We start from the raw sequence: 23,229 nt of genomic DNA, 5'->3' as shown, positions 1-23,229 counted from the left end.
AAAACGTCCTTTCCGATCTTCAGGCCAGCAGGCCCATGCGCACCATGGAAGAGCGCAGCAGCTCCAAATGCTCCGGCGTCATATCGCACAGGGGAAGCCGCAGGCCGCCCATGTTCCGCCCGGTCAGATTGAGGGCGGTTTTGATAGGGATGGGATTTACGTCCACAAAGAGCGCGTCTATGAAGTCCATATACTCAATTTGGAGCTTGGAGGCGGCGGCAAAGTCGTCCGCCAGGCACAGGTGGCTCATACGCACCATCACCTGAGGAACAATGTTGGCGGCCACCGAGATGACTCCCTGGGCGCCCAGACTCATCATGGGCACTACCTGGTCGTCATTGCCGGACCAAATATAGAAGTCATTCCCGCACAGGAAGCGGGTGTGCGCCAGCAGAGAAAAGTTACCGCTGGCCTCCTTTACCCCGTTGATCTTGGGATTTTCCGACAGCTTTTTATAGGTTTCTGCCGTAAAGCTCACCCCGGTACGGGAAGGCACGTTGTAGAGGATAATGGGCAGCTCCACCCGGTCGGCGATATATTCGTAATGCTTGATAAGACCGCTCTGGGTGGCCTTGTTGTAATAGGGCGTCACCAGCAAAAGGGCGTCCGCCCCGGAATCCTGTGCGTGCTGGGAGAGATAGACGGCCGCAGAGGTATCGTTGCTGCCTGCGCCGGCCACCACCTTCACCCGGTGATCCACCCGCTTGACACAGTACTCTACCACGGCGATGTGTTCCCGAATGGACATCGTCGCGCTCTCGCCGGTGGTGCCGCAGACACAAATGGCATCGATGCCGGCGGCGATCTGCTCCTCAATAAGCGCGCCGAACGCCTCATAATTTACCGCGCCGCTGCTGTCAAAGGGGGTGACGATTGCAGTACAGGCTCCGCTGAATACAGGTTCCCGCATGAAGATCAATCCTTTCTGGCTGCCAGAATTATTTCCGATCCATATAGCCCTTGGCGCAGAGGAGCTCCGCCAGTTCTACCGCCCCGCCGGCGGCGCCCCGGAGCGTGTTGTGGGACAAACACACGAATTTGTAATCATATTGGGTGTCGGGACGAAGGCGGCCGATGGAGATGGCCATGCCCTTTTCCAGATCCCGATCCAGCTTGGCCTGCGGCCGGTCAGGCTCTTCAAAGTAATGGAAGAACTGCTTGGGCGCCATGGGCAGGCCCAATTCCTGGGGCACTCCCTTGAAGTTGGCCCAAATCTCTTTCATCTCCTCCATAGAGGGCTTTTTCCTGAATGTGACAAAGACAGCCGCGGTGTGGCCGTTGGTCACAGGTACCCGAAGACATTGGGCGGTAATGGAGGGGCTTTCCGCATTGACGATGACGCCATTTTCCACCTTGCCCCAGACCTTCAGCGGCTCCTGCTCGCTCTTTTCCTCCTCGCCGCCAATATAGGGGATCAGATTGTCCACCATCTCGGGCCAAGTCTCAAAATTCTTGCCCGCACCGGAAATGGCCTGATAGGTGCAGGCCAATACCTTCTCCAGTCCGAATTTTTCCCGCAGAGGGGAGAGGGCGGGAGCGTAGGACTGGATGGAGCAGTTGGATTTGACGGCGATGAACCCCCGCTTGGTGCCCAACCGCTTGCGCTGGGCGGGGATAACGTCCAGATGCTCCGGGTTCAGCTCCGGCACCACCATAGGCACATCGGGCGTCCAGCGGTGGGCGGAGTTGTTGGATACCACCGGGCATTCCGCTTTCGCATATGCCTCCTCCAGCGCCTTGATCTCTTCCTTTTTCATATCCACGGCAGAGAAGACGAAATCCACCTGACCCGCGATCGTCTCCAGGTCTGCCTCGGCGTCCAGCACCGGCATATCCTTGACTGCGTCGGGCATGGGCACTTCCAGCTTCCAGCGGCCCGCAACCGCCTCACCATAGGGCTTGCCCGCACTGCGGGCACTGGCGGCCAGAGCAGTGAGTTCAAACCAGGGATGCCCGCAGGTCAGGGTGATGAACCGCTGCCCCACCATGCCCGTACAGCCAATGATACCTACCTTGAATTTTTCCATTGCAATCTACCTCCAAATCTTATTCCATATATACGCAGTGAAAAAGAAAAAATCAGCGGCTTTACCAGCGGCTGATTTTGTATTATAATGTCAAAGACAGCATGGTCTCGTCCCATCTCACGCACCGCTTAAATAAGTTTTTTTGATACTACCACAAACGGGCCGGCAGTGTCAATACATAATAAAGGAGTACGCCATGAAACGTAAATGGTTATCTGTGCTATGCGCGCTGACGCTATCCATCGCCGCAGCCTTTCCCGCCGCTCAGGCGACAGAGTCCGCCGGGATCGGGCGCGTCACCCCACCTGTATTCGTGGGCTTAGCTTACGGCACTACCGCCTTGGGGGGCGCCAACCTGGCAAATGACGCCGGCTCCGGCTACCGTCTGGGCTACTTGGATGAGGATCGTGTCTTTGTCCCTCTGGGCTATACCTCCGAGACCGGCATCTCCGTGGTCAAGACTCAGAATGTCTGGTACGGCATCGACTCCAAATACAGCGACTCTCTCAAATGCTATTCCAGCAATATTTCCTCTGACATCGCGGTGGGCTGCTGGCACGTTCAGCTCCCCGCCGAAGCAGTTTTGACCACCTTTGAGGACGCCCTGGCCCAGGCCCAGGCTGTGGGCGGTTTTCCCGCCTGGATCAGCGGAGAGTGGCAGGTTCGCCTGGGGGCCTACACCACGCAGGCCGAGGCGCAGACCGCCGCAGAGACAGCGGGAGGGACGGTGGTGGGCACCAGTTCATATGGCGTCTCCGTGGTAAAGACCGGCACCTCCACCGTCCTGTTCCAGTTTGACGGTGGAAGCGAACGCTCCCTCACCGTTGACCCCGGCCTGGACGACAGCGTCAAGTCCACCACATATTTCCGCAGCAACCGCTATTACGGGGCGTTTCTGTTCCGCCGGGTGAGCGGGGGAGACCTTACCGTCGTCAATGTGGTAGACTTCGAAGACTACACAGAATGTGTCATCTCGCGGGAAATGAGCCGGAGCTGGCCCCTGGAGGCCCTGAAGGCCCAGGCTGTTGCCTCCCGGTGCTACTATGAGACCAGAGCAAACCGCCACGGCTCTCAAGGCTTCGACATCTGCTCCACTACCCACTGTCAGGTCTATTTCGGCATGGCCAACACCGGTGAGCGTACCGCCCAGGCTGTGGCCGAAACGGCGGGGCTGCGGGCCTGGTACGACGGGGAACTGGCCCAGACCTATTATTTCTCCTCTGACGGCGGCGCCACGGAGAACGTCCGCAACGTATGGAGCGGCAACGAACAGATCCCCTACCTGTGCGGTGTGGTGGATCCCTATGAGGCCACTATCTCGGACAAGATCCCCTATTGGAACCATACGCAGACCTTTACCGGTGCGGAGATCACCCGCATCCTCCAAGGCAAGAACTACAACTGCGCCACCATTGTGGACTTTCAGATCACCGAGACCACGCCCACAGGAAACGTAAAGTCTATTGCCTTTACGGACGCAATTGGGAAGACCTTTCCCTTTACCCGGGAGTCTGTCCGAACTATTTTGGGCCTATACTCTATGCACTACACCGTTACCAAGTCGGGCGGAACCACGGCAGAGCCATACTACACCGACGGCGGAGGGACTATCTCCTCTATGAGCGGAGTTTATGCCATCGGCGGAGACGGCAGTACCAGAAAGCTCTCCGGTAATCCCTATGTCATCACCGGCAGCGGTGTTCAGTACCTGCCCGCCCCCGTGGGGGGGACGACTACCGGGGATGCGGCCTTTACCGTTCAGAGCTCCGGCTGGGGGCACCACGTGGGGATGAGCCAGTGGGGGGCCTATGCTATGGCGCAGCAGGGTAAGACCTTTGATGAAATTTTAAAATTTTACTATCCCGGTGTGGAAATCTATTAAAAAAGGGAACTTTTCTATGAAAACCTCGGATTTTTATTATGATCTGCCTCCGGAGCTCATTGCCCAGACTCCGTTGGCACGTCGGGATGGTTCCCGTCTCATGCTTCTGGATAAGGCGACAGGGGAGACCCAGCACAGGCATTTCTATGAGCTGCCCCAGTTCCTCCGGCCAGGCGACTGCCTGGTGCTCAACGACTCCCGAGTGCTCCCCGCCCGACTTTTGGGCCACCGGGAGCCCTCCGGCGGCGTGGCAGAGGTCTTGCTGCTCATCGACCGGGGAGAGAAGCGGTGGGAATGTCTGGTTCGGCCGGGCCGGAAGCTGAAGCCGGGCCAAAAGCTCTCCTTTGGAGACGGCACTCTCCTCTCCGCCACAGTATTGGAGGCGCTCCCCGGCGGAAACCGTATCGTGGAGTTCCACTATGAGGGGATCTTTCTGGAGATCCTGGAGCGGCTGGGCAAAATGCCTCTACCACCCTATATCAAAGAAGAGCTGAACGACCCCGAGCGGTATCAGACAGTCTACTCCCGGGAGGTGGGCTCCGCCGCCGCACCCACTGCCGGCCTCCACTTCACCAAAGAGCTTTTGACGCAGGTGGAGCAAATGGGTGTAAAGGTCTGCTACGTAACACTCCATGTGGGCCTCGGCACCTTCCGCCCGGTGAAGGAGGACGACCCGTTGGAGCATGAGATGCACGCAGAATACTGCATGATCTCCGCCCAAACCGCCGATATCATCAATCAGACCAAAAAAAATGGCGGCCGGGTCATCTGCGTGGGCACTACCTCCTGCCGCACCATCGAAAGCTGGGCAGGGGAGAATGGAGAGCTGAAGGAAAGCGCTGGATGGACAAACATATACATCTATCCCGGCTACCGATTCAAGGCCCTGGACGCGCTTATCACCAATTTCCACCTGCCGGAGAGCACCCTCATTATGCTGGTCTCCGCTCTGGCGGGCCGGGAAAATGTGCTGGCAGCTTATCAGGAGGCGGTAAAGGAGCGATATCGCTTCTTCTCCTTCGGAGACGCCATGTTCATCTCGTAAAGGAGGGTGGATCATGAAACTGACCGAGCTTCCCAACATCGGCCCGGTGCTGGCTGACAACCTCAAAAAAGTCGGCGTGGAGACCCCGGAGGCGCTACGGTCACTGGGGGCGGAGGAGATTTGGCTTCGGATCCGTTTACAGGTGGACGCCGGCGCCTGCCTCCACCAGCTTCAGGCTCTGGCTGGCGCGGAGGCGGGTGTTCCCAAAAAGGAACTGCCTCCGGAGCGAAAAGCGGCTTTGAAGTCCTTCTTCAATTCCCATAAGTAAAGGAGTTTTCCTGTGTTTGAAGTAATAAAAACCGAAGGACGGGCCCGGCGGGGCGTTTTCACCTGCGCCCACGGCACCGCCCAAACCCCTGTATTCATGAATGTGGGGACGCAGGGGGCGATCAAAGGGGCGGTATCCGCCCACGATCTGAAGGCCATCGGCTGTCAAATCGAGCTTTCCAACACTTATCACCTCCACCTGCGGCCCGGGGACGATGTGGTACGCCAGCTGGGCGGCCTCCATAAATTTATGGATTGGTCGAGCCCTATCCTTACCGATTCCGGCGGCTTTCAGGTCTTCTCTCTGGCCGGACTCCGGAAGATAAAGGAGGAGGGGGTCTATTTTTCCTCCCACATCGACGGCAGGAAAATTTTCATGGGCCCCGAGGAATCCATGCAGATCCAGTCTCATCTGGGCAGCGATGTGGCCATGGCCTTTGATGAGTGTGTGGAGAACCCCGCAGAATACGACTATGCCAAAGCCTCCTGCGAGCGGACGGTTCGGTGGTTGGAGCGCTGCAAAGCAGAGCACGACAAGTTAAACTCCTTGCCAGATGTTGTAAACCCGCAGCAGATGCTTTTTGGCATCAACCAGGGGGCCACATACCCCGATCTGCGGATCTGGCACATGGAGGAGATCCGGAAAATCGACTGTGACGGCTACGCCATCGGAGGCTTGGCGGTGGGGGAGCCCACCCAGGTAATGTACGACATCATCGACGCGGTAGAACCCCATATGCCGACGGACAAGCCCCGGTATCTCATGGGGGTGGGCACGCCCTCCAACATCATTGAGGCGGTGGCGCGGGGCGTAGACTTTTTCGACTGCGTCATGCCTGCCCGGAACGCCCGCCACGGAAAGCTCTACACCTGGGAGGGCTCCATCAACCTAAAAAATGAGAAGTATAAGCTGGACGATTCTCCCATCGACCCCACCTGCCATTGTCCCGCCTGTCAGCACTTCTCCCGCGCTTACCTGCGCCACCTCTTTGTAGCGGGGGAGATGCTGGCTATGCGCCTGGCCGTGCTCCACAACCTCTATTTTTACAACACCCTCATGGAGCGCATCCGCGCCGCCCTGGACGCCGGGGAGTTTGCCGCCTTCCGCCGGGAGTATTCCGGGAAGCTGGACGGAAAAATCTGAGTTTCTTTTGGGAAAGACTTGCAAAACAGACAGGTTTAGGCTATACTGGCATTATTGCACAAATAGTTCAAAATTATTTTTGGAGGGAATTTATTTTGGATTACATGACTATTATCATGCTGGTGGTAATGATCGCCATCTTCTACTTCATGCTGATCCGCCCGGAAAACAAGCGGAAGAAGGAAGCGGAGGAGATGCGCTCCAACCTTCAGGTAGGGGACGTGATCACCAGCATCGGCGGCATTGTCGGCACCGTATGCGCTGTGAAGGAGAACACCATCGTCATCGAGACCGGCGCTGACCGTGTCCGCATCGAGTTCACCAAGTGGGCTGTATCCAGCAAGGGCGCCCAGACCACCGAAACCGCCGCCAAATAAGATCGGTAGACATGCTAAATACCCTCTCCGCATAGGATGTGATGAAAACATCCGTGTGGGGAGGGTATTTTTTATGCGGAAAAACGAGGAAGATCATGGTGCCGTGCTCTTACGGTATGGAAAGAGTATTCTGCTGGGAGGCGGAGCGGCGCTCCTGCTGTGTCTTGGATTCCTGCTTCTGGCCGCCGTAGGCATCTCTCGGGGGCTTCTGGATGCCTCCATTCGTTATCAGCTCACGGTGGTAGCCTGCGTACTGGGCAGCTTCTGCGGAGGAGGGATCGCTGTGCGCCGGTGCGGTACACGGGGACTCTTTGTTGGCCTGGCCGTGGGTGGGGTACTGTTTCTTCTGCAGCTCACCATCGGCCTGCTGCTCTTCGACACCTTCTCCCTGGACAGTGGCGCCCTGGGTCTCCTTTTTGGTGCCCTTTGCGGCGGCGCCGCCGCTGGGATCCTGATCGGGGGAGGGGGGCGCCGGGGCGGCGTCCGGGAAAAAAAGAAGCGGCGGCGTTGACATTTTTTCGGAAGGGTGACTGTAAGCGTTTGTCAATGGTGACATAAAAGAAGAAAAGTAAATGTTGTGTGAAGTACAGCTCTCGGACGCCCTATATTGTGCCGAGGGCTGTATTTAGAATCTGTCCGCTTTCCGCTTCCTTTCTTTTCAGGTCAAAGGTAGACATAATTCATTTTACATAATTTTGCCACATAATGAATTTTTTTCAAAAGGGGCTTGCTTTGTAGAAGAAAGTAGATTAAAATAGAGCTACACTGTTCGATGCGGTTTTCACTGGAGGCATGGTCTTGTCCTCACCGGCATAGATTTCTTCTATGGAGGTGAGCGCCATGGGAAGAGCAGTTACGGGATTCTGGTGGTCGCCGACGACAGAGGGCACCCCAACTCTTGTCGTTACGGCGGTCTTTTTTGCGTTCGGAGGACTGGCTGGCTGCCTGATTGCCTTAAGTGTGGCGGGGGGCGGCGCCGAGGCTTTGCAGATCTATCTGGAAAGCTTTCTCACCGCGGCACAGACTGGGGCCATGACCACCCCGTCCACAGTTGAGGTATTGTGGAGAACCTTCCGTTGGTTCCTGGCGGTCTTTTTATTGGGATTCACCGCCCTTGGGATCTTCGGTATCCCGGCGCTGGTCTCCGCCCGGGGGTTCTTTCTGGCTTTTTCTGTGGCTGCCTTTGCCCAAGCCTATGGACGCCGAGGGCTCACTATCGCATTCTTTCTGATGGGGATCCCCGGTCTGTTCTCGATTCCGGCCCTCTTCCTGTTATCGGCCCAGAGTCTTCACGCCTCTTGGCGGTTGGCGCTGCGCGCCCCGGGACAGGGCAGGCGCGAGCTTCCATACCATCGCGATTATTTTTTGCGTAGCGGCTTTTGTGCCGCCGCTGTGTGTTTTGGCTTTCTTTTGGAGCGATATCTGGTTCCCGTTCTTGTGACGGGCGCCGCAAATGTTATGCTCCAATAGAGGGTACTTTGGCAAAGGAAGAGGGTGAGAAAATGGATCTGTTGGCTGCCTACCAACACTTTTTGACGGAGGAAAAGGGCTCTTCCGAAAACACCGTCAGCTCCTACGTCCGCGATATCAGTCAATACCTCCATTGGCTCACCAGTGAAAGCGTCTCTCCCGAGAGCGCCACACAATCCGATGTGGATCGCTACACCAAATATTTATTGAGCCTGGGGAAGTCCAACGCTACTGTTACCCGGTCTCTCGCCTCTCTCAAATCCTTCTACGCCTATCTCCAGCGGGAGGGGATCGTCCCCGCCAACCCCGCCAAGGGCCTCTCCCTGGAAAAGGTGGAGCGCAAGCTGCCCCAGATCCTCACCAGCAAAGAGGTGGAGCTATTCAAGGAGATCACCCCACACACCCTGCGCCATTCCTTCGCGGCCCATCTGTTGGAAAACGGCGCCGACCTTCACTCCATTCAGGAAATGCTGGGGCATGCTGATATCTCTTCCACGCAGGTATATACCCGGGTCATCAATCCCAAGCTGAAGGACGTTTACAACAAGGCCCATCCCAGAACGTAAAAAGACGGTTTTCCACTGTGGAAAGCCGTCTTTTTTCATTGGATAAATATTGAGCTTATCACATCTATAAAAAAGTTCGTTTTCCTGTTGAAAAAAGTCTATAAACGAGATATACTATATGCGTGCAACAACGACTTTTACCATTTGGAGGTAACATATCATGGCACAGATCACCAAAGATACCATCATTGGCGATATCCTGGATATCGCCCCTCAGTCCGCTCCTCTTTTCATGTCTATTGGCATGCACTGCCTGGGCTGCCCCTCCTCCCGCGGTGAGACCGTGGAGCAGGCCTGCATGGTTCACGGCGTGGATGTGGACGCTCTGCTGGCAGAGATCAACAAGCTGATCCCCGCCGCCCAGTAAGTTCCAAACCTGAAAGGGGAGCGGCATCGCCGCTCCCTTTTCTTCTTTTGAAGGGAGGCCCCATCGTGAAACGTCCGTTCTCTCTCTCTCCGCGGCTCCAGGCGGTGGCCGACCTGGTGCCCCCCGGCGTCCGTCTGGCCGATGTGGGCACCGACCACGGGCGGCTGCCTGTATGGCTGGTTCAGCACGGCCGCGTTGATCGCGCTATATGCTCCGACCTGCGCCCCGCCCCCCTGAGCCGTGCCAGGGCTTTGGCTGCGCGCTGGGACGTCTCAGACAAAATCTCCTTCCGTTTGTGCGACGGTCTTTCCGACATCCCCGCCCAGGAAGCAGAAGTGGTCACCATCGCCGGCATGGGCGGCGAGACCATTGCCGACATCCTCCACGCCTCCCGCTGGACAGGGGAGGCCGGACACCGATACATCCTTCAGCCTATGAGCGGGACGGATGGCCTGCGCCGCTATCTCTCCGCCAGTGGGCTTGCCGTCTTTCAGGAGGTATTGGTACCGGAGGGGGAGACGCTGTACGTGATCCTGCTGGCTGAGCCGGGAGAGATGAAGCCGCTCACCGAGGGAGAAATATGGGTAGGCCGGCAGAGCCGGGGCATGGAAAGCCCCCTGCGTGGCCGCTATTTGGAGCAGGAGCTTCAAAGGCTCCGCCGGGCGGTGATTGGGCTGGAGCGGTCTCAGCGTCCGGAGGACGCGGAGAAGCGGAAATGGTATGAACTTGCCGCTTGGGAGATCGGAAACATGAAAAAGGAGTGGGATTCATGGCAGCAGTAAAGGAAATCGAAGCATTTTTGTTCTCCAAGGCCCCCAAAGACCTGGCCATGAGCTGGGATAACGTGGGACTTCTGGTGGGGTATCCGGATCGCGAGGTCAAAAAGGCACTGGTCGCCTTGGATATCACAGAGGAGGTCGCCGCTGAGGCCGCCGAGCTTGGCGTGGAGCTCATCGTGGCCCATCACCCCGTGATGAACTGCGCCTGGGAAAAGGTGCAGACGGTGCGCGACGACACACTTCAGGGCCGTATTCTTATCAAGCTGCTCACCAACGGCATTTCCGGCATCTGTATGCACACCAACTTAGATGCGGTGGAGGGGGGCGTCAATGACGCCCTGGCCCATCGGCTGGGCCTGAAAAATATTCGGCAGCTCCACCAGGAGGGCTTGGATCCCCAGGGCCGCCCCTATGGCATCGGCCGGGCGGGGGATGTCGGTGGTTTTGACGATCTGCACGCCTTTGCCTCCTTTATTCGGGATACGCTGAACGCCAACGGTCTCCGCCTGGAAGACGCAGGCCGGCCCGTCCGCAGGGTGGCGGTGGGCGGCGGCGCCTGCGGGGATATGCTCTCTGACGCAGCGGAGCTGGGTTGTGATACCTTTGTCACCGCCGACGTGAAATATAACGTCTTTCTGGATGCCCGCGCCATGGGGATCAATCTCATTGACGCCGGCCACTTCTCTACAGAAAATGTGGTCTGCCCTGTGTTGGCGGATTGGCTGGGAAAGGGCTTCCCAAATATGGAGATTTTCCTCTCAAAGCGGCATAAAGAGGTATTTTCCTCCCTTTGACCCGTTGCAAAGCGTTTCTTTTTGTGGTAAACTATACCCGCAATTTTTCAAGAAGGGATAGATACTATGTCTGGACATTCCAAATGGCATAACATCCAGAAGACCAAGGGAGCGCAGGATGCCAAGCGCTCTGCCGCCTTTACCAAGATCGCCAAGGAGATGATCGTGGCGGTAAAGCAGGGAGGCAGCGGCGACCCCGCCAACAACTCCCGCCTGGCCACCGTGATCGCCAAGGCCCGGGCAGCCAATATGCCCAACGACAACATTAAGCGCACCATCGACCGGGCCCTGGGCTCCGGCAACACGGACAGCTACGAGAGCGTCACCTACGAGGGGTACGGCCCCTCCGGCGTGGCCATTATTGTAGACGCCCTCACCGACAACCGTCAGCGCACCGCTCCTGAAGTCCGCCACCTGCTGGATAAGTATGGCAAGGGCCTGGGCGCCACCGGCTGCGTGTCCTGGTCTTTCGACCAGAAGGGCGTTATCGTCATCGAGAAGGAAGACCTGGATGAGGACACCGTGATGATGGACGCGCTGGACTGCGGCGCCGAGGACATGAGCGCGGAGGAAGAGGTTTTTGAGATCACCACCACGCCTGAGGATTTCGGCTCCGTACTGGAAAAGTTGGAGGCCAAAGGTTACGCCTTCCTCAGCGCCGCTGTGGAGATGGTTCCCCAGAACTACGTGAAGCTGGAGTCCGAAGAGGATGTAAAGAACATGGAGAAGCTGGTAGAGCTCCTGGAAGCCAACGACGATGTGCAGAATGTCTGGCACAACTGGGATCAGAACTGACACTCACAATTACAGTATTTGAACGAAAAGGAAGGCCCGGCAAGATCCTGCCGGGCCTTCCTTTATCGAATAGAGGGTGTACAGAGGGGTTATTGCGCGCCGGTGGCGATGGCCAGGGGCATGGCAATGGCCGCACAGCCGGGCAGTGACCAGAAAAAATCTGAACGCACATATAAAAAGGGCGCCGCTGTATGAGCGGCGCCCTTCCATATTGCGCAAGTAAGCCTGTAAGCCGGGTTCTGTCTTTTAAGACAGCCATCTATCTCGACGCGCCGTTGCCGACGCGCTCCAGCCGCCTCCTGAACACAGCCGGGCCGGCTATATGTGTTCCCACGGCGTTGCTCCGGATAGAGTTTACAGCGATGGACGCTTCCACGCCATCGGGTGAGCTCTTACCTCACCTTTCCACCTTTTCCCGCCCTTTCAGGCAGGTAGTCTATTTCTGTTGCACTTTTCCTGGGGTCGCCCCCGGCGGGTGTTACCCGTTATCCTTGCCCTGTGGAGCCCGGACTTTCCTCAGAGCGGGCCTTTCGGCCTCGCCCCGCGGCTGCCCAGCTTGCTTGCCCATATATTTTATCTGATTCCCCCTTGAAAGTCAAACTTGTTTTCATTGAAATTCGGGATAAAACCTACTATAATATCCCTGTATGCCGCTTATAATAGTTTTGCCAATATTTTCTGTGAGGAGGAAGTGCATATGAGCCTCACCATGCGAGATTATCTCAATACGCTCAAGGGAAAACAGGTGGCTGTGCTGGGCCTCGGCGTTTCCAATGTCCCCTTGGTCAAGCTGCTTTTGAACGCCGGGATCTCCGTTACTGCCTGTGACAAGCGGGAGGCGGCCGATAGCCAGATGGAGGCCCTTGCGCGGCAGGGGGCCCGTCTCTGCCTGGGAAAAGGCTATCTGGACGCCCTGGACGGGTACGATGTGATCTTCCGCACCCCCGGCATGCGGCCTGACCTGCCCCAGCTTCTGGATGCGGTAAAACGTGGAAGTGTGCTCACCTCCGAGATGGAGGTTTTTTTCCAGGTCTGCCCCTGTCCCATCATCGGCATCACCGGCAGCGACGGAAAGACCACTACCACCACCATTATTGCCGAGCTGCTGAAGGCGGCAGGATACACCGTTCACCTGGGGGGCAATATCGGCAAGCCCCTTTTGCCTGAAGTCGAGCAGATCGCTTCCACTGATTTCGCTGTGGTGGAGCTCAGCTCCTTTCAGCTTATGACCATGGATATGAGCCCCCACATCACCGTGGTCACCAACCTGGCCCCCAACCATCTGGACGTACACAGATCCATGGAGGAATATGTCTCCGCCAAGGAGAACATCTTCACCCACCAGAGCAGGGAAGACCGCCTTATTCTCAATGCCGACAATGACATCACCCACTCTTTTATCGGCATGGAAAAGGGCGCCCTCACGCTCTTCAGCCGCAGGGGAGAGCCGCAAGGCTCCGCGGTGTTCCTCCGGGACGGCGTCATCTGTCTTCGAGACGATCGAGGGGAGAGGGCCGTCCTGCCCCGGAACAGCATCCTGCTCCCCGGCGACCACAATGTGGAGAACTACATGGCGGCCATCGCCGCGGTGAACGGTCTGGTGTCCGACGAGGTCATCCGGGCCTTTGCCGCCAAATTCAGCGGAGTGGAGCACCGCATCGAGCTGGTGCGAACGCTGAACGGGGTGCGCTACTATAACGACTCCATTGCCTCCAGCCCCACCCGCACTATGGCAGGGCTCAAGTGCTTCCCGGAAAAGGTCATCCTCATTGCCGGCGGCTATGACAAGCGCATTCCCTTTGATGTGCTTGGCCCTTCTATTGCAGAGCATGTAAAGCTTCTTATCTTGACGGGCGATACCGCCGCTAAGATCCGTGCCGCAGTAGAGGCCGCCCCGGACTATTCTCCCGGCCGCCCCGTCATCGAGGAGTACGACAGCCTTGCCGAGGCGGTAAATGCCGCGCATGCCGCAGCTCAGAGCGGCGATGTGGTGCTGCTCTCTCCGGCCTGTGCCTCCTTCGACAGATTCAAGAATTTTATGGAGCGCGGAAATACCTTTAAACGGTTGGTGCAGGCGCTGGATGACTGAAAAGGAGCAAAAGAATGGAGCTTTATGACACGCTGAACCATTTGTGTTCTCTTCCCGGCCCATCCGGCTTCGAGTTCCCTGTGGCCCAGGCCTCCCAAGAGCTGCTGGCCCCTTGGGTGGACGAGGTCTCCATCGACCGGATGGGGAATGTCATCGGTCTTCGTCGGTGCGGCAGGCCCAACGCCAAGCGGCTTTTGTTGGACGCCCATCTGGACGAGATCGGCCTCATCGTCACCGGGATCGAAGAGGGATTCCTCCGCTTTGCGCCCATTGGCGGCGTGGATCCCAGAATGCTTCCCGCCAGGGAGCTGACCATTCTCACCAAGCCGAAGCCCCTCTTTGGCGTTGTGGCCTGTCTGCCGCCGCATGTACAGACCGCCGCCGACCAGGACAAGGCAGCGGCCATCGAAGACCTGCGCGTAGACGTGGGCCTTACCCAGTCCCAGGCGGAAGCCCTTATCCCCATCGGCACCCCCATGGTCTACCGGGAAAGCTGCACCCCCTTGGCCGGAGGCCAGGTCTGCGGCAAATCTCTGGATGACCGCTCCTGCTTTACCGTCCTGCTTCGAACGGCGGAGCTTTTACAGAAGGCCGAGCTGGATGTAGACCTCTATATTATGGGCAGCGTCCGGGAAGAGATCTCCGGGGCAGGAGCCATTGTGGGCGCCAACGCCATAGCCCCGGACTGGTGCGCAGCGGTGGATGTGACCTTTGCCCGCACGCCCGGCCTCTCTGAGGACGACGTCCCCTGCAAACTGTACGGCGGCCCTGCCATCGGCGTGGGGCCAAATATGACCCGGAGCCTGACCCAGCGGCTGATCTCGAAGGCCAAAGTGGGAGATATCCCTTACCAATTAGAGGTCATGGAGGGTCATACGGGCACCAATGGCTGGCATATGCAGATCTGCCGGGAGGGGATCCCCACGGCCGTGGTATCCCTGCCCCTGAAGTATATGCACAGTCCCATTGAGGCCGTGGCGCTGGAGGACATGGAGCACACCGCCCGCCTCCTGGCCGCCTTTACCCAGGATATCGGAAAGGAGGCGGTCTGAGTGCTGCTGGACACCTTGAAGGAGCTGTGCGCCCTTAACGGCCCCTCCAGCTTTGAAGCCCCTGTCCGAGACTATTTGAAGCGCCGTGCCCAGGCCGCCGGAGCCAAGATACGGGTCGACGGCATGGGAAATCTCATCTGCTTCAAGGCGGGGGCCCAAGCCGCCCCCAACCGGCTGATGCTCTGCGCCCATATGGACGAGGTCGGTCTCATCGTCAAGCGTATTACCGACGAGGGTTACCTGAAATTTGCCTGCCTGGGCGGCGTCGACCACCGGGTGCTTATTGGAAAACAGGTTTTTCTCGGAACGGCGGGCGTCCCCGGGGTCATTGGACTAAAGGCCATTCACCTTACCACCGCTGAGGAGCGAAAGAAGACCCCCGAGTTGGAAAGCCTCTTCATCGACATCGGCGCCAAGAACAGGGAGGAGGCAGAAGCTCTCACCTATGTGGGAGATTTTGGTGTCTTTTCCGGTGAGATCGTGGAATATGGCGACCGTATGCTCAAGGCCAAAGCTATCGATGACCGCATCGGCTGTGCTGTAATGATCGAGTTGCTGGAGCGGGAGCTCCCCATGGACGTGACCTTTGCCTTTACCGTCCAAGAGGAGGTAGGCACCCGCGGGGCCTTTGGCGCGGCCTTCTCCGTGACGCCGGAACTGGCGCTCATCCTGGAGGGCACCACCGCCGCCGACACTCCCGCCACCGAACCCCATCGGCGGGTCTGCCGCCCCGGCGGCGGGCCGGTGATCCCCTATATGGACGGCACCACGGTCTACGATCTTGAGCTTTTCTCTCTGCTGTGTACTCTGGCGGAGGAAATGGGCATTCCCTGGCAAACCAAGGAGTACCTCTCCGGCGGCACTGACGCCAAAGCTGTCCAACGTACCAAAAGTGGTGTGCGGGTAGGGGCGCTCTCCGCCGCCGTTCGATATCTCCACTCGCCCTCCAGCGTGGCCGCTATGGCCGATTTTGAGCATATTCAGGCGCTTGCGTTTCACTTCATCGAGGCCGTCGCCCAGGGGAGGATCTCATAATGAAAATGGAACTTTATGAATTATTCACACAACTCGCCGCCATCCATGGCCCTTCCGGCCGGGAAGGGCCAATATCCCAAGCTATTTCCAAGCTGGCCACGCCCTTTGCCGACGAGTTGACCACCGACGTGATGGGAAATCTTATCATCCACAGAAAGGGAAGTGGCCCCAAACTGATGATCTGCGCCCACATGGATACTGTCGGCCTGGTGGCCACCTATCTGGAAGACAATGGCTCCATTCGCTTTGGCAGGTTGGGCGGCACTCAGCCCCAGGCGCTGGTGAACGTCCCAGTCCTCTTTGAAAACGGTACGGCCGGCGCGGTGAAGCTCCAGGGCAGCAGTGACAGCGCCAAGCCCGCTTTAGACGACCTCTACGTGGATATCGGCGCGGGGAGCCGGGCGGAGGCCGCCGCCCTGGTCAACCCCGGCGACACCGCCGTCTACGCCGGGCAAACTATGAAAACAGGGAACCGGATCATTTCCCCCCATTTGGATAACCGGATCGCCTGCGCCGCCCTCCTTAAGGTATTGAAGCGGCTAAAGGGCAGGGAAAATGACCTCTACTTCGTTTTCTCCGTCCAAGAGGAGGTGGGGCTGCGGGGCGCCAAGCCCGCGGCCTACGGGATCGATCCGGATTACGCTCTGGTGGTAGATGTCACCGGGGCCTACGACTATCCTGACGCGCCCAAGGTCGGCAGCGCCCAACTTGGAAAGGGCGCCGCCATCAAGGTCATGGACACCTCTGTGATCTGCCATCCGGCCATGGTGGAACGGCTTACCACGCTGGCCACCGAGCAGGGGATCCCCGCCCAGATGGATGTCCTCACCAAAGGCGGCACTGACGCCGGGCCTATCTGTCACACCCGCCTGGGCGTGGTCACCGGCGGCGTATCCATCCCTTGCCGGTATATTCATACCCCCACTGAGGTCGCAGACCTCTCCGACGCAGCGGCGTGTGTCAGGCTTATATCCGCGCTGGCAGAAAGCACTTTATAAAGAAAAATAAGGATGTGTAAAATAAAATGGCTTTACAGATAAGCGAGAAGACTCGCCTTTTGGGGCAGCAGGCAGAAGCTGACCTGGCAGAGCAGTTTCATCTTGTAGACACCATTGCTCAAACCAATGCCGAGAAGGTCTTGGAGGCCTTCCAGGCTCTTCGGGTATCGGAGGGCGACTTTGCCGGCACCACGGGCTATGGCTACAATGACCAGGGGCGGGACAAGCTGGAGGCGATCTATGCCCATATTTTTCGTACAGAGGACGCTTTGGTTCGTGTTCAATTCGTCAACGGCACCCATGCCATCTACTGCGCTCTCTGCGGTGCCCTAAAACCAGGTCAGACCCTTCTCTACGCCGTCGGAGCGCCCTATGACACCATTCAGAGCGCCATTGGCATCACCGGCAATGCTCCAGGATCCCTCAAGTCCTATGGTATTGGCTACCGTCAGGTAGATCTCACTCCCGACGAAAAACCTGACCTGGAGGGGATCGCACAGACGCTTCGGTCGGACGCTTCCATCCGGGCAGTAATGATCCAGCGCTCCAGAGGCTACGCCACCCGGGCATCTCTGTCTGTCGCGGAGATCGGCGCCATCTGTGATGCTGTCCACAGCGTTCGGCAGGATGTGTCTATTCTTGTAGACAACTGCTACGGCGAGTTTGTGGAGCTTCTGGAGCCCACGGAAGTCGGGGCTGATCTTGTGGTGGGTTCTCTCATCAAAAACCCCGGCGGCGGATTGGCTCCCACCGGGGGATATATTGCCGGCCGCCGAGATCTGGTCGAAGGCGCCGCTATGCGCCTCACCGTCCCCGGCATCGGGAAGGAGTGCGGATGCAGCTTAGGCAACAACCGCAGTCTCTATCAAGGGCTTTTCCTTGCACCCCATGTGGCGGCGCAGGCGGTCAAGACCGCCCTTTTTGCCGCCCGTATGATGGAACTTCTGGGCTATGACGCCAATCCCGCATCCAGCGAGATCCGCCATGACATCATCCAGATGATCCGTTTTGGATCGCCGGAACCACTGAAAAAGTTCTGTAAAGGAATTCAGCTTGGCGCTCCTGTGGACTCTTACGTAACTCCTGAGCCCTGGGATATGCCGGGCTATGACGATCCCGTCATTATGGCGGCGGGCGCTTTCATTCAGGGCGCCTCTATCGAACTGTCCTGCGACGGCCCTATGCGCGCTCCCTACACCGCCTATCTTCAGGGCGGATTGAGTTACGAATCCGGCAAGCTTGGCATCCTTTTGGCTGTGGAAGCTCTGAAGTCCTGAAACAAGCCCCTTTCCGCATAGTCTTTTTCAGGAGGTGAGATTATGCAGATAAGGCGGCGTATTCCCTTTCCCTGGCTGCGACCGGCAAGAGGCCGCCGTGAGGGGAGGGGACAGCTTTTTCTTTCCGTCCTCCTTGGCCTGGGACTGGCCCTTTTTCTTATTCATCAGTTTGACGCCGCTTTGCGGCCGCAATTGATCGCCCTGGCGGAAACTCGCGTGCGCAACAAGATCACTCTTATCGCCGACCAAGCGGTCTCTCAGGCGCTGTCTGACCAAGCGCTTTCCTATACGGATATGGTACGTCTGCAGACAGATGGGGGCGAAATTGCCACCCTCTCCACGGATACTGTCCGGCTGAATCTTCTTCGCACCTCGATCCTGGAGGAGATCGTTACCCAGGTCGAAGACCTGGACAGTCACTTCCTGGATGTCCCTCTGGGAGCTCTCACTGGGATCGACCTGCTCTCCGCGCTGGGCCCTGCACTTCCTGTCCAGGTGCTCTCCGTGGCCTCGACAGAAGGGAGCTACCGCAATGACTTTACCAGCGCCGGGGTCAATCAGACGATTCACCGCATCCTGTTGGATGTCTCCATCACCGCACGGCTCCTTCTGCCCGGCGGCATCGTAGAGACCCAGATCGACACGCCCGTATGTATTGCCGAGACCGTTATCATCGGCCAGCCGCCCCAGACCTACCTCAACCGGAACCAATGAAAGGGGGGAAGTGGATGTCCACTATCGCCTCATACTTCATCAAAATGACGCTTCCCGCCATAATGGGAGCGCTTCTCTGGGCCATCAGCCGCCCGCTGCGAAAACGCCGCCTGGCCCTTCAAGGCCGGCGGGCGGGCTCCGCGCGTGAAGGGGCTCTGCTGCTGCTTTTCATGTTCGTGTGCGGGCTTTTATGGCTCACCCTTACGCCGCCGGATCTAAACTATTTTCTCCGCACCGGCCAATGGCTCTATACTCCCGGGGTGCCATTTCAGGGCGGGATCAATTTGATCCCGTTTGCGGAAAGCCTGCGGCTATTTCAGTTCTATGTCAAAAACGAGATGTGGAGCGCCATTTGGGTCAATTTCCCCGGAAATGTTATCATGTTTTTGCCCATTGGCTTCTTTGCCGGCCTTTTATCGGACAAGCCCAAATGGTGGAAAAGTACGGCTATTACCGCTTTTTTATCCCTTTTTATTGAATGTTTTCAGATTTTTGTCGCCCGGGGAACTGATGTGGACGACCTCATTTTGAACACCTTGGGCTGGATTTTGGGCCACAGCCTTTTTTTGTTGCTTCGTCGGATCGATCCCGGCCTTGTACGCCGCTGCCAAAAGGTATAAAGGAGAATCGCTTGATATGGATATCAAACAGGAGATCGCGCAGCTCCGAGACGAGTTGGAGCGGGCCAGCTACGAGTATTACATGTTAGATGCTCCCACAATGTCGGACTACGAATTCGACCATAAGCTCCGCCGTCTGGAGGAACTGGAGGCCGAGCACCCCGACCTCATTACCCCCGACTCGCCCACGCAGCGAGTGGGGGGACGGGTGGCGGAAGGCTTTACCGAGGTGACCCATCAGGTGCCTCTGGAAAGCCTTCAGGATGTCTTTTCCATGGAGGAGCTATCCGAGTTCGGTCAGCGGGTAGGGGAGGCCGTAGAGGGCGTATCTTACGACGTGGAGCCCAAGGTGGACGGACTCTCCGTTGCCTTGGAATACGAAAACGGCGTTTTTGTGCGGGGCGCTACCCGGGGCGACGGCAGGGTGGGGGAGGATGTAACGCAAAATCTGCGCACCATTCGCACCATTCCCCTGCGTCTTCCCGAGGCCCTGCCCAGGCTCATCGTACGGGGAGAAGTCTTCATGCCGAAATCAGTCTTCCATAAGCTCAATGAAGAGCGGGAGCTGAACGGTCAGCCTCTTTTCGCCAATCCCCGGAACGCCGCCGCCGGGTCTCTGCGGCAGCTGGATCCCAAGATCGCCGCGGAACGGAAGCTGGACATCCTGATCTTCAACATCCAGCATGTAGAGGGGAAGTCCTTTACAGCCCATCTCGAAGCCCTGGAATACCTGGAATCCCAACATTTTCGTGTGATCCCACACATACGTTGCACTTCCATCGATGAATGCTTTGGGCATATTCAAGCCATCGGTGACAATCGCGAAAGGTTTGAATTTGATATTGACGGCGCTGTTGTAAAGGTAAATTCCCTTGCAGATAGAGAGGCCCTCGGCAGCACTGCTAAGTTCCCCCGCTGGGCCGTCGCCTATAAATATCCCCCCGAACAGAAGGAGTCTACAATTGTAGACATCCTTGTCCAGGTAGGCCGCACCGGGGTCTTGACCCCGAAAGCGGTGGTAGCTCCGGTACGGCTGGCGGGCACCACCGTCACCAATGCCACACTGCACAACCAGGACTTTATAACGGAAAAGGACGTTCGGATCGGAGACACTGTCCTCGTCCAAAAGGCAGGGGAGATCATCCCGGAGATCGTCTCTGTTCTCAAGGAGCGGCGGCCGCCGGACACCGTGCCTTATCATCTGCCGGATCACTGTCCTGTTTGCGGGGCTCCCGTGGTTCGGGATGAGGATGGCGCTGCTCTGCGCTGTACCGGTGCCGAATGTCCCGCCCAACTTCTCCGGCACCTGGCACATTTTGCCTCCCGGGATGCCATGGACATCGAGGGGCTGGGGAGTGCCAATGTGGAGAATCTGGTCAACGCCGGCCTTCTGAAGACCCCCGGCGACCTATACAGTCTTCGGGCCGAAGACGTTGCCAAGCTGGAGCGCATGGGGAAAAAGTCGGCGGAGAACCTTATCTCCGCCATTGAAAAATCTAAGGAAAACGATCTTTCGAGGCTTCTTTATGCCTTTGGCATTCGTCAGGTCGGCCAGCGCGCCGCCCAGCTCCTGGCCCGCCAGTTCGGTTCTCTGGACGCCCTGATCGCCGCTACAGAAGAGGACCTGGCCGCAGTGCCCGACATCGGCCCCGTCACGGCTCAAAACATCACCGCCTGGTTCGCCGATCCACAATCTCAGCATTTGGTGGAGACCCTCCGTACGGCTGGGGTAAATATGGAAAGTCGCGCCCAGCCGGTGGGTGACAAGTTCTCCGGGCTTACCTTTGTCCTCACCGGTGAGCTGACCGGCTTCACCCGGAAGGAAGCAGGGGAGCGTATTCAGGCGCTGGGCGGGAAGGTCTCCGGCTCCGTATCCAAGAAGACCTCCTATGTGGTCGCGGGCGAGGCTGCCGGCTCTAAGCTCCGCAAGGCTCAGGAGCTGGATGTTCCCATATTGGACGAGGCCGCCTTCCTCCAATTATTGGAGCAATAAATATGTCGAAAAACACCCCTATGGGCCTGTTCCCAGAGGGGTGTTTTTTCAACGACCCTTGACTTTTTTCAAATCATCTTCTTTTTGATTGTGAAAAAGTTTGACAAGTTGGCTCGGATAGGGTAGACTTAGTATAGAAAGACGCAGAAACAAGGAGTTGCAAATACCATGAAGAAGGACAAAGTTTCCAGCGCTGTTATCCGCCGCTTGCCCCGATATTACCGGCATCTTAGCGATCTGGCCCGGCAGGGCGTTGTGCGGATCTCCTCCAGTGCTCTGGGCAAGTCCATGCATCTCACCGCCTCCCAGATCCGTCAGGATCTCTCCTGCTTTGGCGAGTTCGGACAGCAGGGGTATGGCTACAATGTGGAGTCGCTCCGCAAGGAGGTCGCGGATATTTTAGGCATGAATCAGGGCCACACCGCAGTTATCCTGGGCGCCGGCAACCTGGGGCGGGCCCTGCTGGAAAACTTCCACTTTGACCGCAGCGGCGTACGTCTCACCGCCGCCTTTGACGTGTGTCCGGAGCTCATTGGCCACGATATCTCCGGCGTGCCCATTTACCCCATTGAGGAGCTTGAGCACTATCTCAGCGCTCACCCCACCAGCATCGGTGTTCTTACCGTTCCCGGCTCTGTAGCAGGGGAGATGTCGGAGCGTCTCATTGCCGGCGGCGTAAAGGGGATCTGGAACTTTACCAACTCAGAACTCCATGCGGATTCCGGCATCGTGGTGGAAAACGTCCACTTTGCCGACAGCCTCCTGGCGCTCAGCTACTTTATTTCGGAGGCGTCATGAAACACCGAAAGGTAATGGCCTTGCTGTTGGCAGGGACTCTCATCTGCGCCGGCGGCGCCATCGCCGCGGATCCCGGCTCTGCCGCCGATCCTCTCATTGCCCTGGGCTGGCTGAAAAGCACCTTCATTCCCAACGCTGTCACCCAGGCAGACGCCAGGGCAGAGGAGCGCATAGACGCATTGGAGAACTCCTCCACCTCCAGTGGTACTGAGCTGCGCATCAAGCGGGGAGACGTGCTTCGGTTGGACAGTGGCGCGGCCCTAACTCCACTGGCAGGGGGACTTTCGCTCTCCAGTGCCGGCACGGTAGTGGACATCACCACCGGAGAAGAGCACACCGGCTTACCTGTGACCGGCCATCGCTATCTGGCTGCGGAGCAGACCCAGGCCGCTTTCTCCGTCACCACCGATACGGCGGTGGTACGTCTCACCGGCCCCTATCAGCTCAGTCCCAGCACTGAGACGGACTACAACGCCCTGGCTGACGCATTGAAGACCATGGGCCTTTTTAAGGGCACTGACACACCCTATGGCTCCGGCTACGACTTGGAGCTGGCCCCAACCCGTATTCAGGGCCTCGTCCTTTTCCTGCGCCTGATGGGGGAGGAGCAGTCCGCGCTCAGCTACCCCGGCAGCGGGATCCACTTTACCGACGTCCCTGACTGGGCGCTGCCCTATGTCGCCTATGCCTATGATAGAGGCTATACCAAGGGGCAGGGCGTAGACGAGCAGTGGCGGGTCATCTTCGGCAGCGACGCCCCCATCTCCGCTGGAGACTACACCACCTTTCTCCTGCGGGCTTTGGGCTATATGGAGGGCAGTGATTTTCAGTGGGAGACCGCTTTGACCGACGCGCAGACCTTGGGCGTCCTGACCGCAGGGGAGGGCACGCTGCTCGCGCAAAAGCCCTTCCTGCGGGCACAAACCGTCTACCTGTCCTACTTCGCCCTATCGGCAAAAACCGCAGGGGAGGGGGGAGGCACCCTTCTGGAACGCCTGGCCGCAGCGGGCGCCATTGATGCCGCCACAGCCCAAAGTGCCATGTCAGGTCTTTCTTCTCAGCGTTTGTAAAGGGAATTGCCTTTTCGTCATTTATAATTAAAACCGCTGCCGAACGAATTCGGCAGCGGTTTCTTTTTCT

Annotated in this window: 24 protein-coding genes and 1 other RNA gene; 22 read left to right on the top strand and 3 right to left on the bottom strand. The window is 58.0% G+C overall.

Features of this window, described 5'->3' with window-relative positions; translation table 11 throughout:
- Positions 1-19: 19 nt before the first annotated feature.
- Together dapA and asd are read right to left on the bottom strand one after the other, a co-directional pair.
- Positions 20-910, bottom strand: a complete 891-nt coding sequence (gene dapA, locus NFR87_RS01075) for a 4-hydroxy-tetrahydrodipicolinate synthase (protein ID WP_251445074.1) — start codon at positions 908-910, stop codon at positions 20-22.
- 28 nt (positions 911-938) lie between these two features.
- Entirely contained in the window at positions 939-2,027 is a 1,089-nt protein-coding gene (gene asd, locus NFR87_RS01070; RefSeq protein WP_251445071.1) for an aspartate-semialdehyde dehydrogenase, read from the bottom strand.
- A gap of 196 nt (positions 2,028-2,223) precedes the next feature.
- On the opposite strand from asd, the gene NFR87_RS01065 reads away from it, so the two are divergent.
- The 12 genes from NFR87_RS01065 to NFR87_RS01010 all read left to right on the top strand — a co-directional run bounded on the left by NFR87_RS01065 (position 2,224) and on the right by NFR87_RS01010 (position 11,513).
- Positions 2,224-3,909: a SpoIID/LytB domain-containing protein gene (locus tag NFR87_RS01065; protein WP_251445068.1), complete on the top strand. Its 1,686-nt coding sequence runs from the start codon at positions 2,224-2,226 to the stop codon at positions 3,907-3,909.
- Positions 3,910-3,925: 16 nt separating this feature from the next.
- A complete protein-coding gene (queA, locus tag NFR87_RS01060; RefSeq protein ID WP_251445065.1) occupies positions 3,926-4,954 on the top strand; it encodes a tRNA preQ1(34) S-adenosylmethionine ribosyltransferase-isomerase QueA in 1,029 nt (342 codons plus the stop codon).
- A gap of 13 nt (positions 4,955-4,967) precedes the next feature.
- Positions 4,968-5,222: a TfoX/Sxy family DNA transformation protein gene (locus NFR87_RS01055; protein WP_251445062.1), complete on the top strand. Its 255-nt coding sequence runs from the start codon at positions 4,968-4,970 to the stop codon at positions 5,220-5,222.
- A gap of 12 nt (positions 5,223-5,234) precedes the next feature.
- Positions 5,235-6,365 carry a tRNA guanosine(34) transglycosylase Tgt gene (gene tgt, locus NFR87_RS01050; RefSeq protein WP_251445059.1) on the top strand — a complete coding sequence of 377 codons (1,131 nt, stop codon included), beginning with the start codon at positions 5,235-5,237 and terminating at the stop codon, positions 6,363-6,365.
- 104 nt (positions 6,366-6,469) lie between these two features.
- Positions 6,470-6,742 (top strand): preprotein translocase subunit YajC, encoded by a 273-nt coding sequence (yajC, locus tag NFR87_RS01045; RefSeq protein ID WP_251445151.1) that lies wholly within the window; start codon positions 6,470-6,472, stop codon positions 6,740-6,742.
- A gap of 73 nt (positions 6,743-6,815) precedes the next feature.
- Entirely contained in the window at positions 6,816-7,253 is a 438-nt protein-coding gene (locus tag NFR87_RS01040; protein WP_251445056.1) for a TIGR04086 family membrane protein, read from the top strand.
- 329 nt (positions 7,254-7,582) lie between these two features.
- Complete coding sequence (locus tag NFR87_RS01035) at positions 7,583-8,212, top strand: stage II sporulation protein M (protein ID WP_251445052.1); 630 nt, start codon at positions 7,583-7,585, stop codon at positions 8,210-8,212.
- Positions 8,213-8,244: 32 nt separating this feature from the next.
- Positions 8,245-8,778: a tyrosine-type recombinase/integrase gene (locus NFR87_RS01030; protein WP_251445049.1), complete on the top strand. Its 534-nt coding sequence runs from the start codon at positions 8,245-8,247 to the stop codon at positions 8,776-8,778.
- A 160-nt stretch (positions 8,779-8,938) separates the two neighbouring features.
- Entirely contained in the window at positions 8,939-9,145 is a 207-nt protein-coding gene (locus tag NFR87_RS01025) for a DUF1858 domain-containing protein (protein WP_251445046.1), read from the top strand.
- Between the two features lie 65 nt (positions 9,146-9,210).
- Complete coding sequence (locus NFR87_RS01020; protein ID WP_251445043.1) at positions 9,211-9,927, top strand: tRNA (adenine(22)-N(1))-methyltransferase; 717 nt, start codon at positions 9,211-9,213, stop codon at positions 9,925-9,927.
- Entirely contained in the window at positions 9,915-10,718 is an 804-nt protein-coding gene (locus NFR87_RS01015; RefSeq protein ID WP_251445040.1) for a Nif3-like dinuclear metal center hexameric protein, read from the top strand. The genes NFR87_RS01020 and NFR87_RS01015 overlap by 13 nt, the downstream gene beginning before the upstream one ends.
- A 66-nt stretch (positions 10,719-10,784) precedes the next feature.
- Positions 10,785-11,513 carry a YebC/PmpR family DNA-binding transcriptional regulator gene (locus tag NFR87_RS01010; RefSeq protein ID WP_251445037.1) on the top strand — a complete coding sequence of 243 codons (729 nt, stop codon included), beginning with the start codon at positions 10,785-10,787 and terminating at the stop codon, positions 11,511-11,513.
- A gap of 212 nt (positions 11,514-11,725) precedes the next feature.
- Here NFR87_RS01010 and rnpB read toward each other — a convergent pair.
- Positions 11,726-12,076: RNase P RNA component class A (rnpB, locus tag NFR87_RS01005), an RNA gene on the bottom strand.
- A 134-nt stretch (positions 12,077-12,210) separates the two neighbouring features.
- On the opposite strand from rnpB, the gene murD reads away from it, so the two are divergent.
- The 10 genes from murD (at position 12,211) to NFR87_RS00955 (ending at position 23,159) form a co-directional block, all read left to right on the top strand.
- The gene (gene murD, locus NFR87_RS01000) at positions 12,211-13,602 is read left to right on the top strand and encodes a UDP-N-acetylmuramoyl-L-alanine--D-glutamate ligase (protein ID WP_251445034.1); all 1,392 of its coding nucleotides are present in this window, start codon (positions 12,211-12,213) and stop codon (positions 13,600-13,602) included.
- 14 nt (positions 13,603-13,616) lie between these two features.
- Positions 13,617-14,654: a zinc-binding metallopeptidase family protein gene (locus NFR87_RS00995; protein WP_251445031.1), complete on the top strand. Its 1,038-nt coding sequence runs from the start codon at positions 13,617-13,619 to the stop codon at positions 14,652-14,654.
- A complete protein-coding gene (locus NFR87_RS00990) occupies positions 14,655-15,689 on the top strand; it encodes a M42 family metallopeptidase (protein WP_251445028.1) in 1,035 nt (344 codons plus the stop codon).
- Entirely contained in the window at positions 15,689-16,687 is a 999-nt protein-coding gene (locus NFR87_RS00985; RefSeq protein WP_251445026.1) for a M42 family metallopeptidase, read from the top strand. Before NFR87_RS00990 ends, NFR87_RS00985 begins: the two co-directional genes overlap by 1 nt.
- 26 nt (positions 16,688-16,713) lie before the next feature.
- Positions 16,714-17,964 carry a methionine gamma-lyase family protein gene (locus tag NFR87_RS00980; RefSeq protein ID WP_251445023.1) on the top strand — a complete coding sequence of 417 codons (1,251 nt, stop codon included), beginning with the start codon at positions 16,714-16,716 and terminating at the stop codon, positions 17,962-17,964.
- A 42-nt stretch (positions 17,965-18,006) separates the two neighbouring features.
- Entirely contained in the window at positions 18,007-18,678 is a 672-nt protein-coding gene (gene yunB, locus NFR87_RS00975) for a sporulation protein YunB (protein ID WP_251445018.1), read from the top strand.
- Between the two features lie 14 nt (positions 18,679-18,692).
- A complete protein-coding gene (locus NFR87_RS00970) occupies positions 18,693-19,298 on the top strand; it encodes a VanZ family protein (RefSeq protein WP_251445015.1) in 606 nt (201 codons plus the stop codon).
- A gap of 16 nt (positions 19,299-19,314) precedes the next feature.
- Positions 19,315-21,291: an NAD-dependent DNA ligase LigA gene (ligA, locus tag NFR87_RS00965; protein ID WP_251445012.1), complete on the top strand. Its 1,977-nt coding sequence runs from the start codon at positions 19,315-19,317 to the stop codon at positions 21,289-21,291.
- A gap of 168 nt (positions 21,292-21,459) precedes the next feature.
- Positions 21,460-22,089 carry a redox-sensing transcriptional repressor Rex gene (locus tag NFR87_RS00960; RefSeq protein ID WP_251445010.1) on the top strand — a complete coding sequence of 210 codons (630 nt, stop codon included), beginning with the start codon at positions 21,460-21,462 and terminating at the stop codon, positions 22,087-22,089.
- Positions 22,086-23,159: a hypothetical protein gene (locus NFR87_RS00955; RefSeq protein ID WP_251445007.1), complete on the top strand. Its 1,074-nt coding sequence runs from the start codon at positions 22,086-22,088 to the stop codon at positions 23,157-23,159. Before NFR87_RS00960 ends, NFR87_RS00955 begins: the two co-directional genes overlap by 4 nt.
- Positions 23,160-23,229 lie beyond the last annotated feature (70 nt).

Origin of the sequence: Vermiculatibacterium agrestimuris, assembly GCF_943193085.1 — a bacterium.
GTDB lineage: Bacteria > Bacillota > Clostridia > Oscillospirales > Oscillospiraceae > Vermiculatibacterium > Vermiculatibacterium agrestimuris.
Note: the sequence above shows the minus strand (reverse complement) of the source record. Positions and strands in the feature narration are given on the sequence as shown.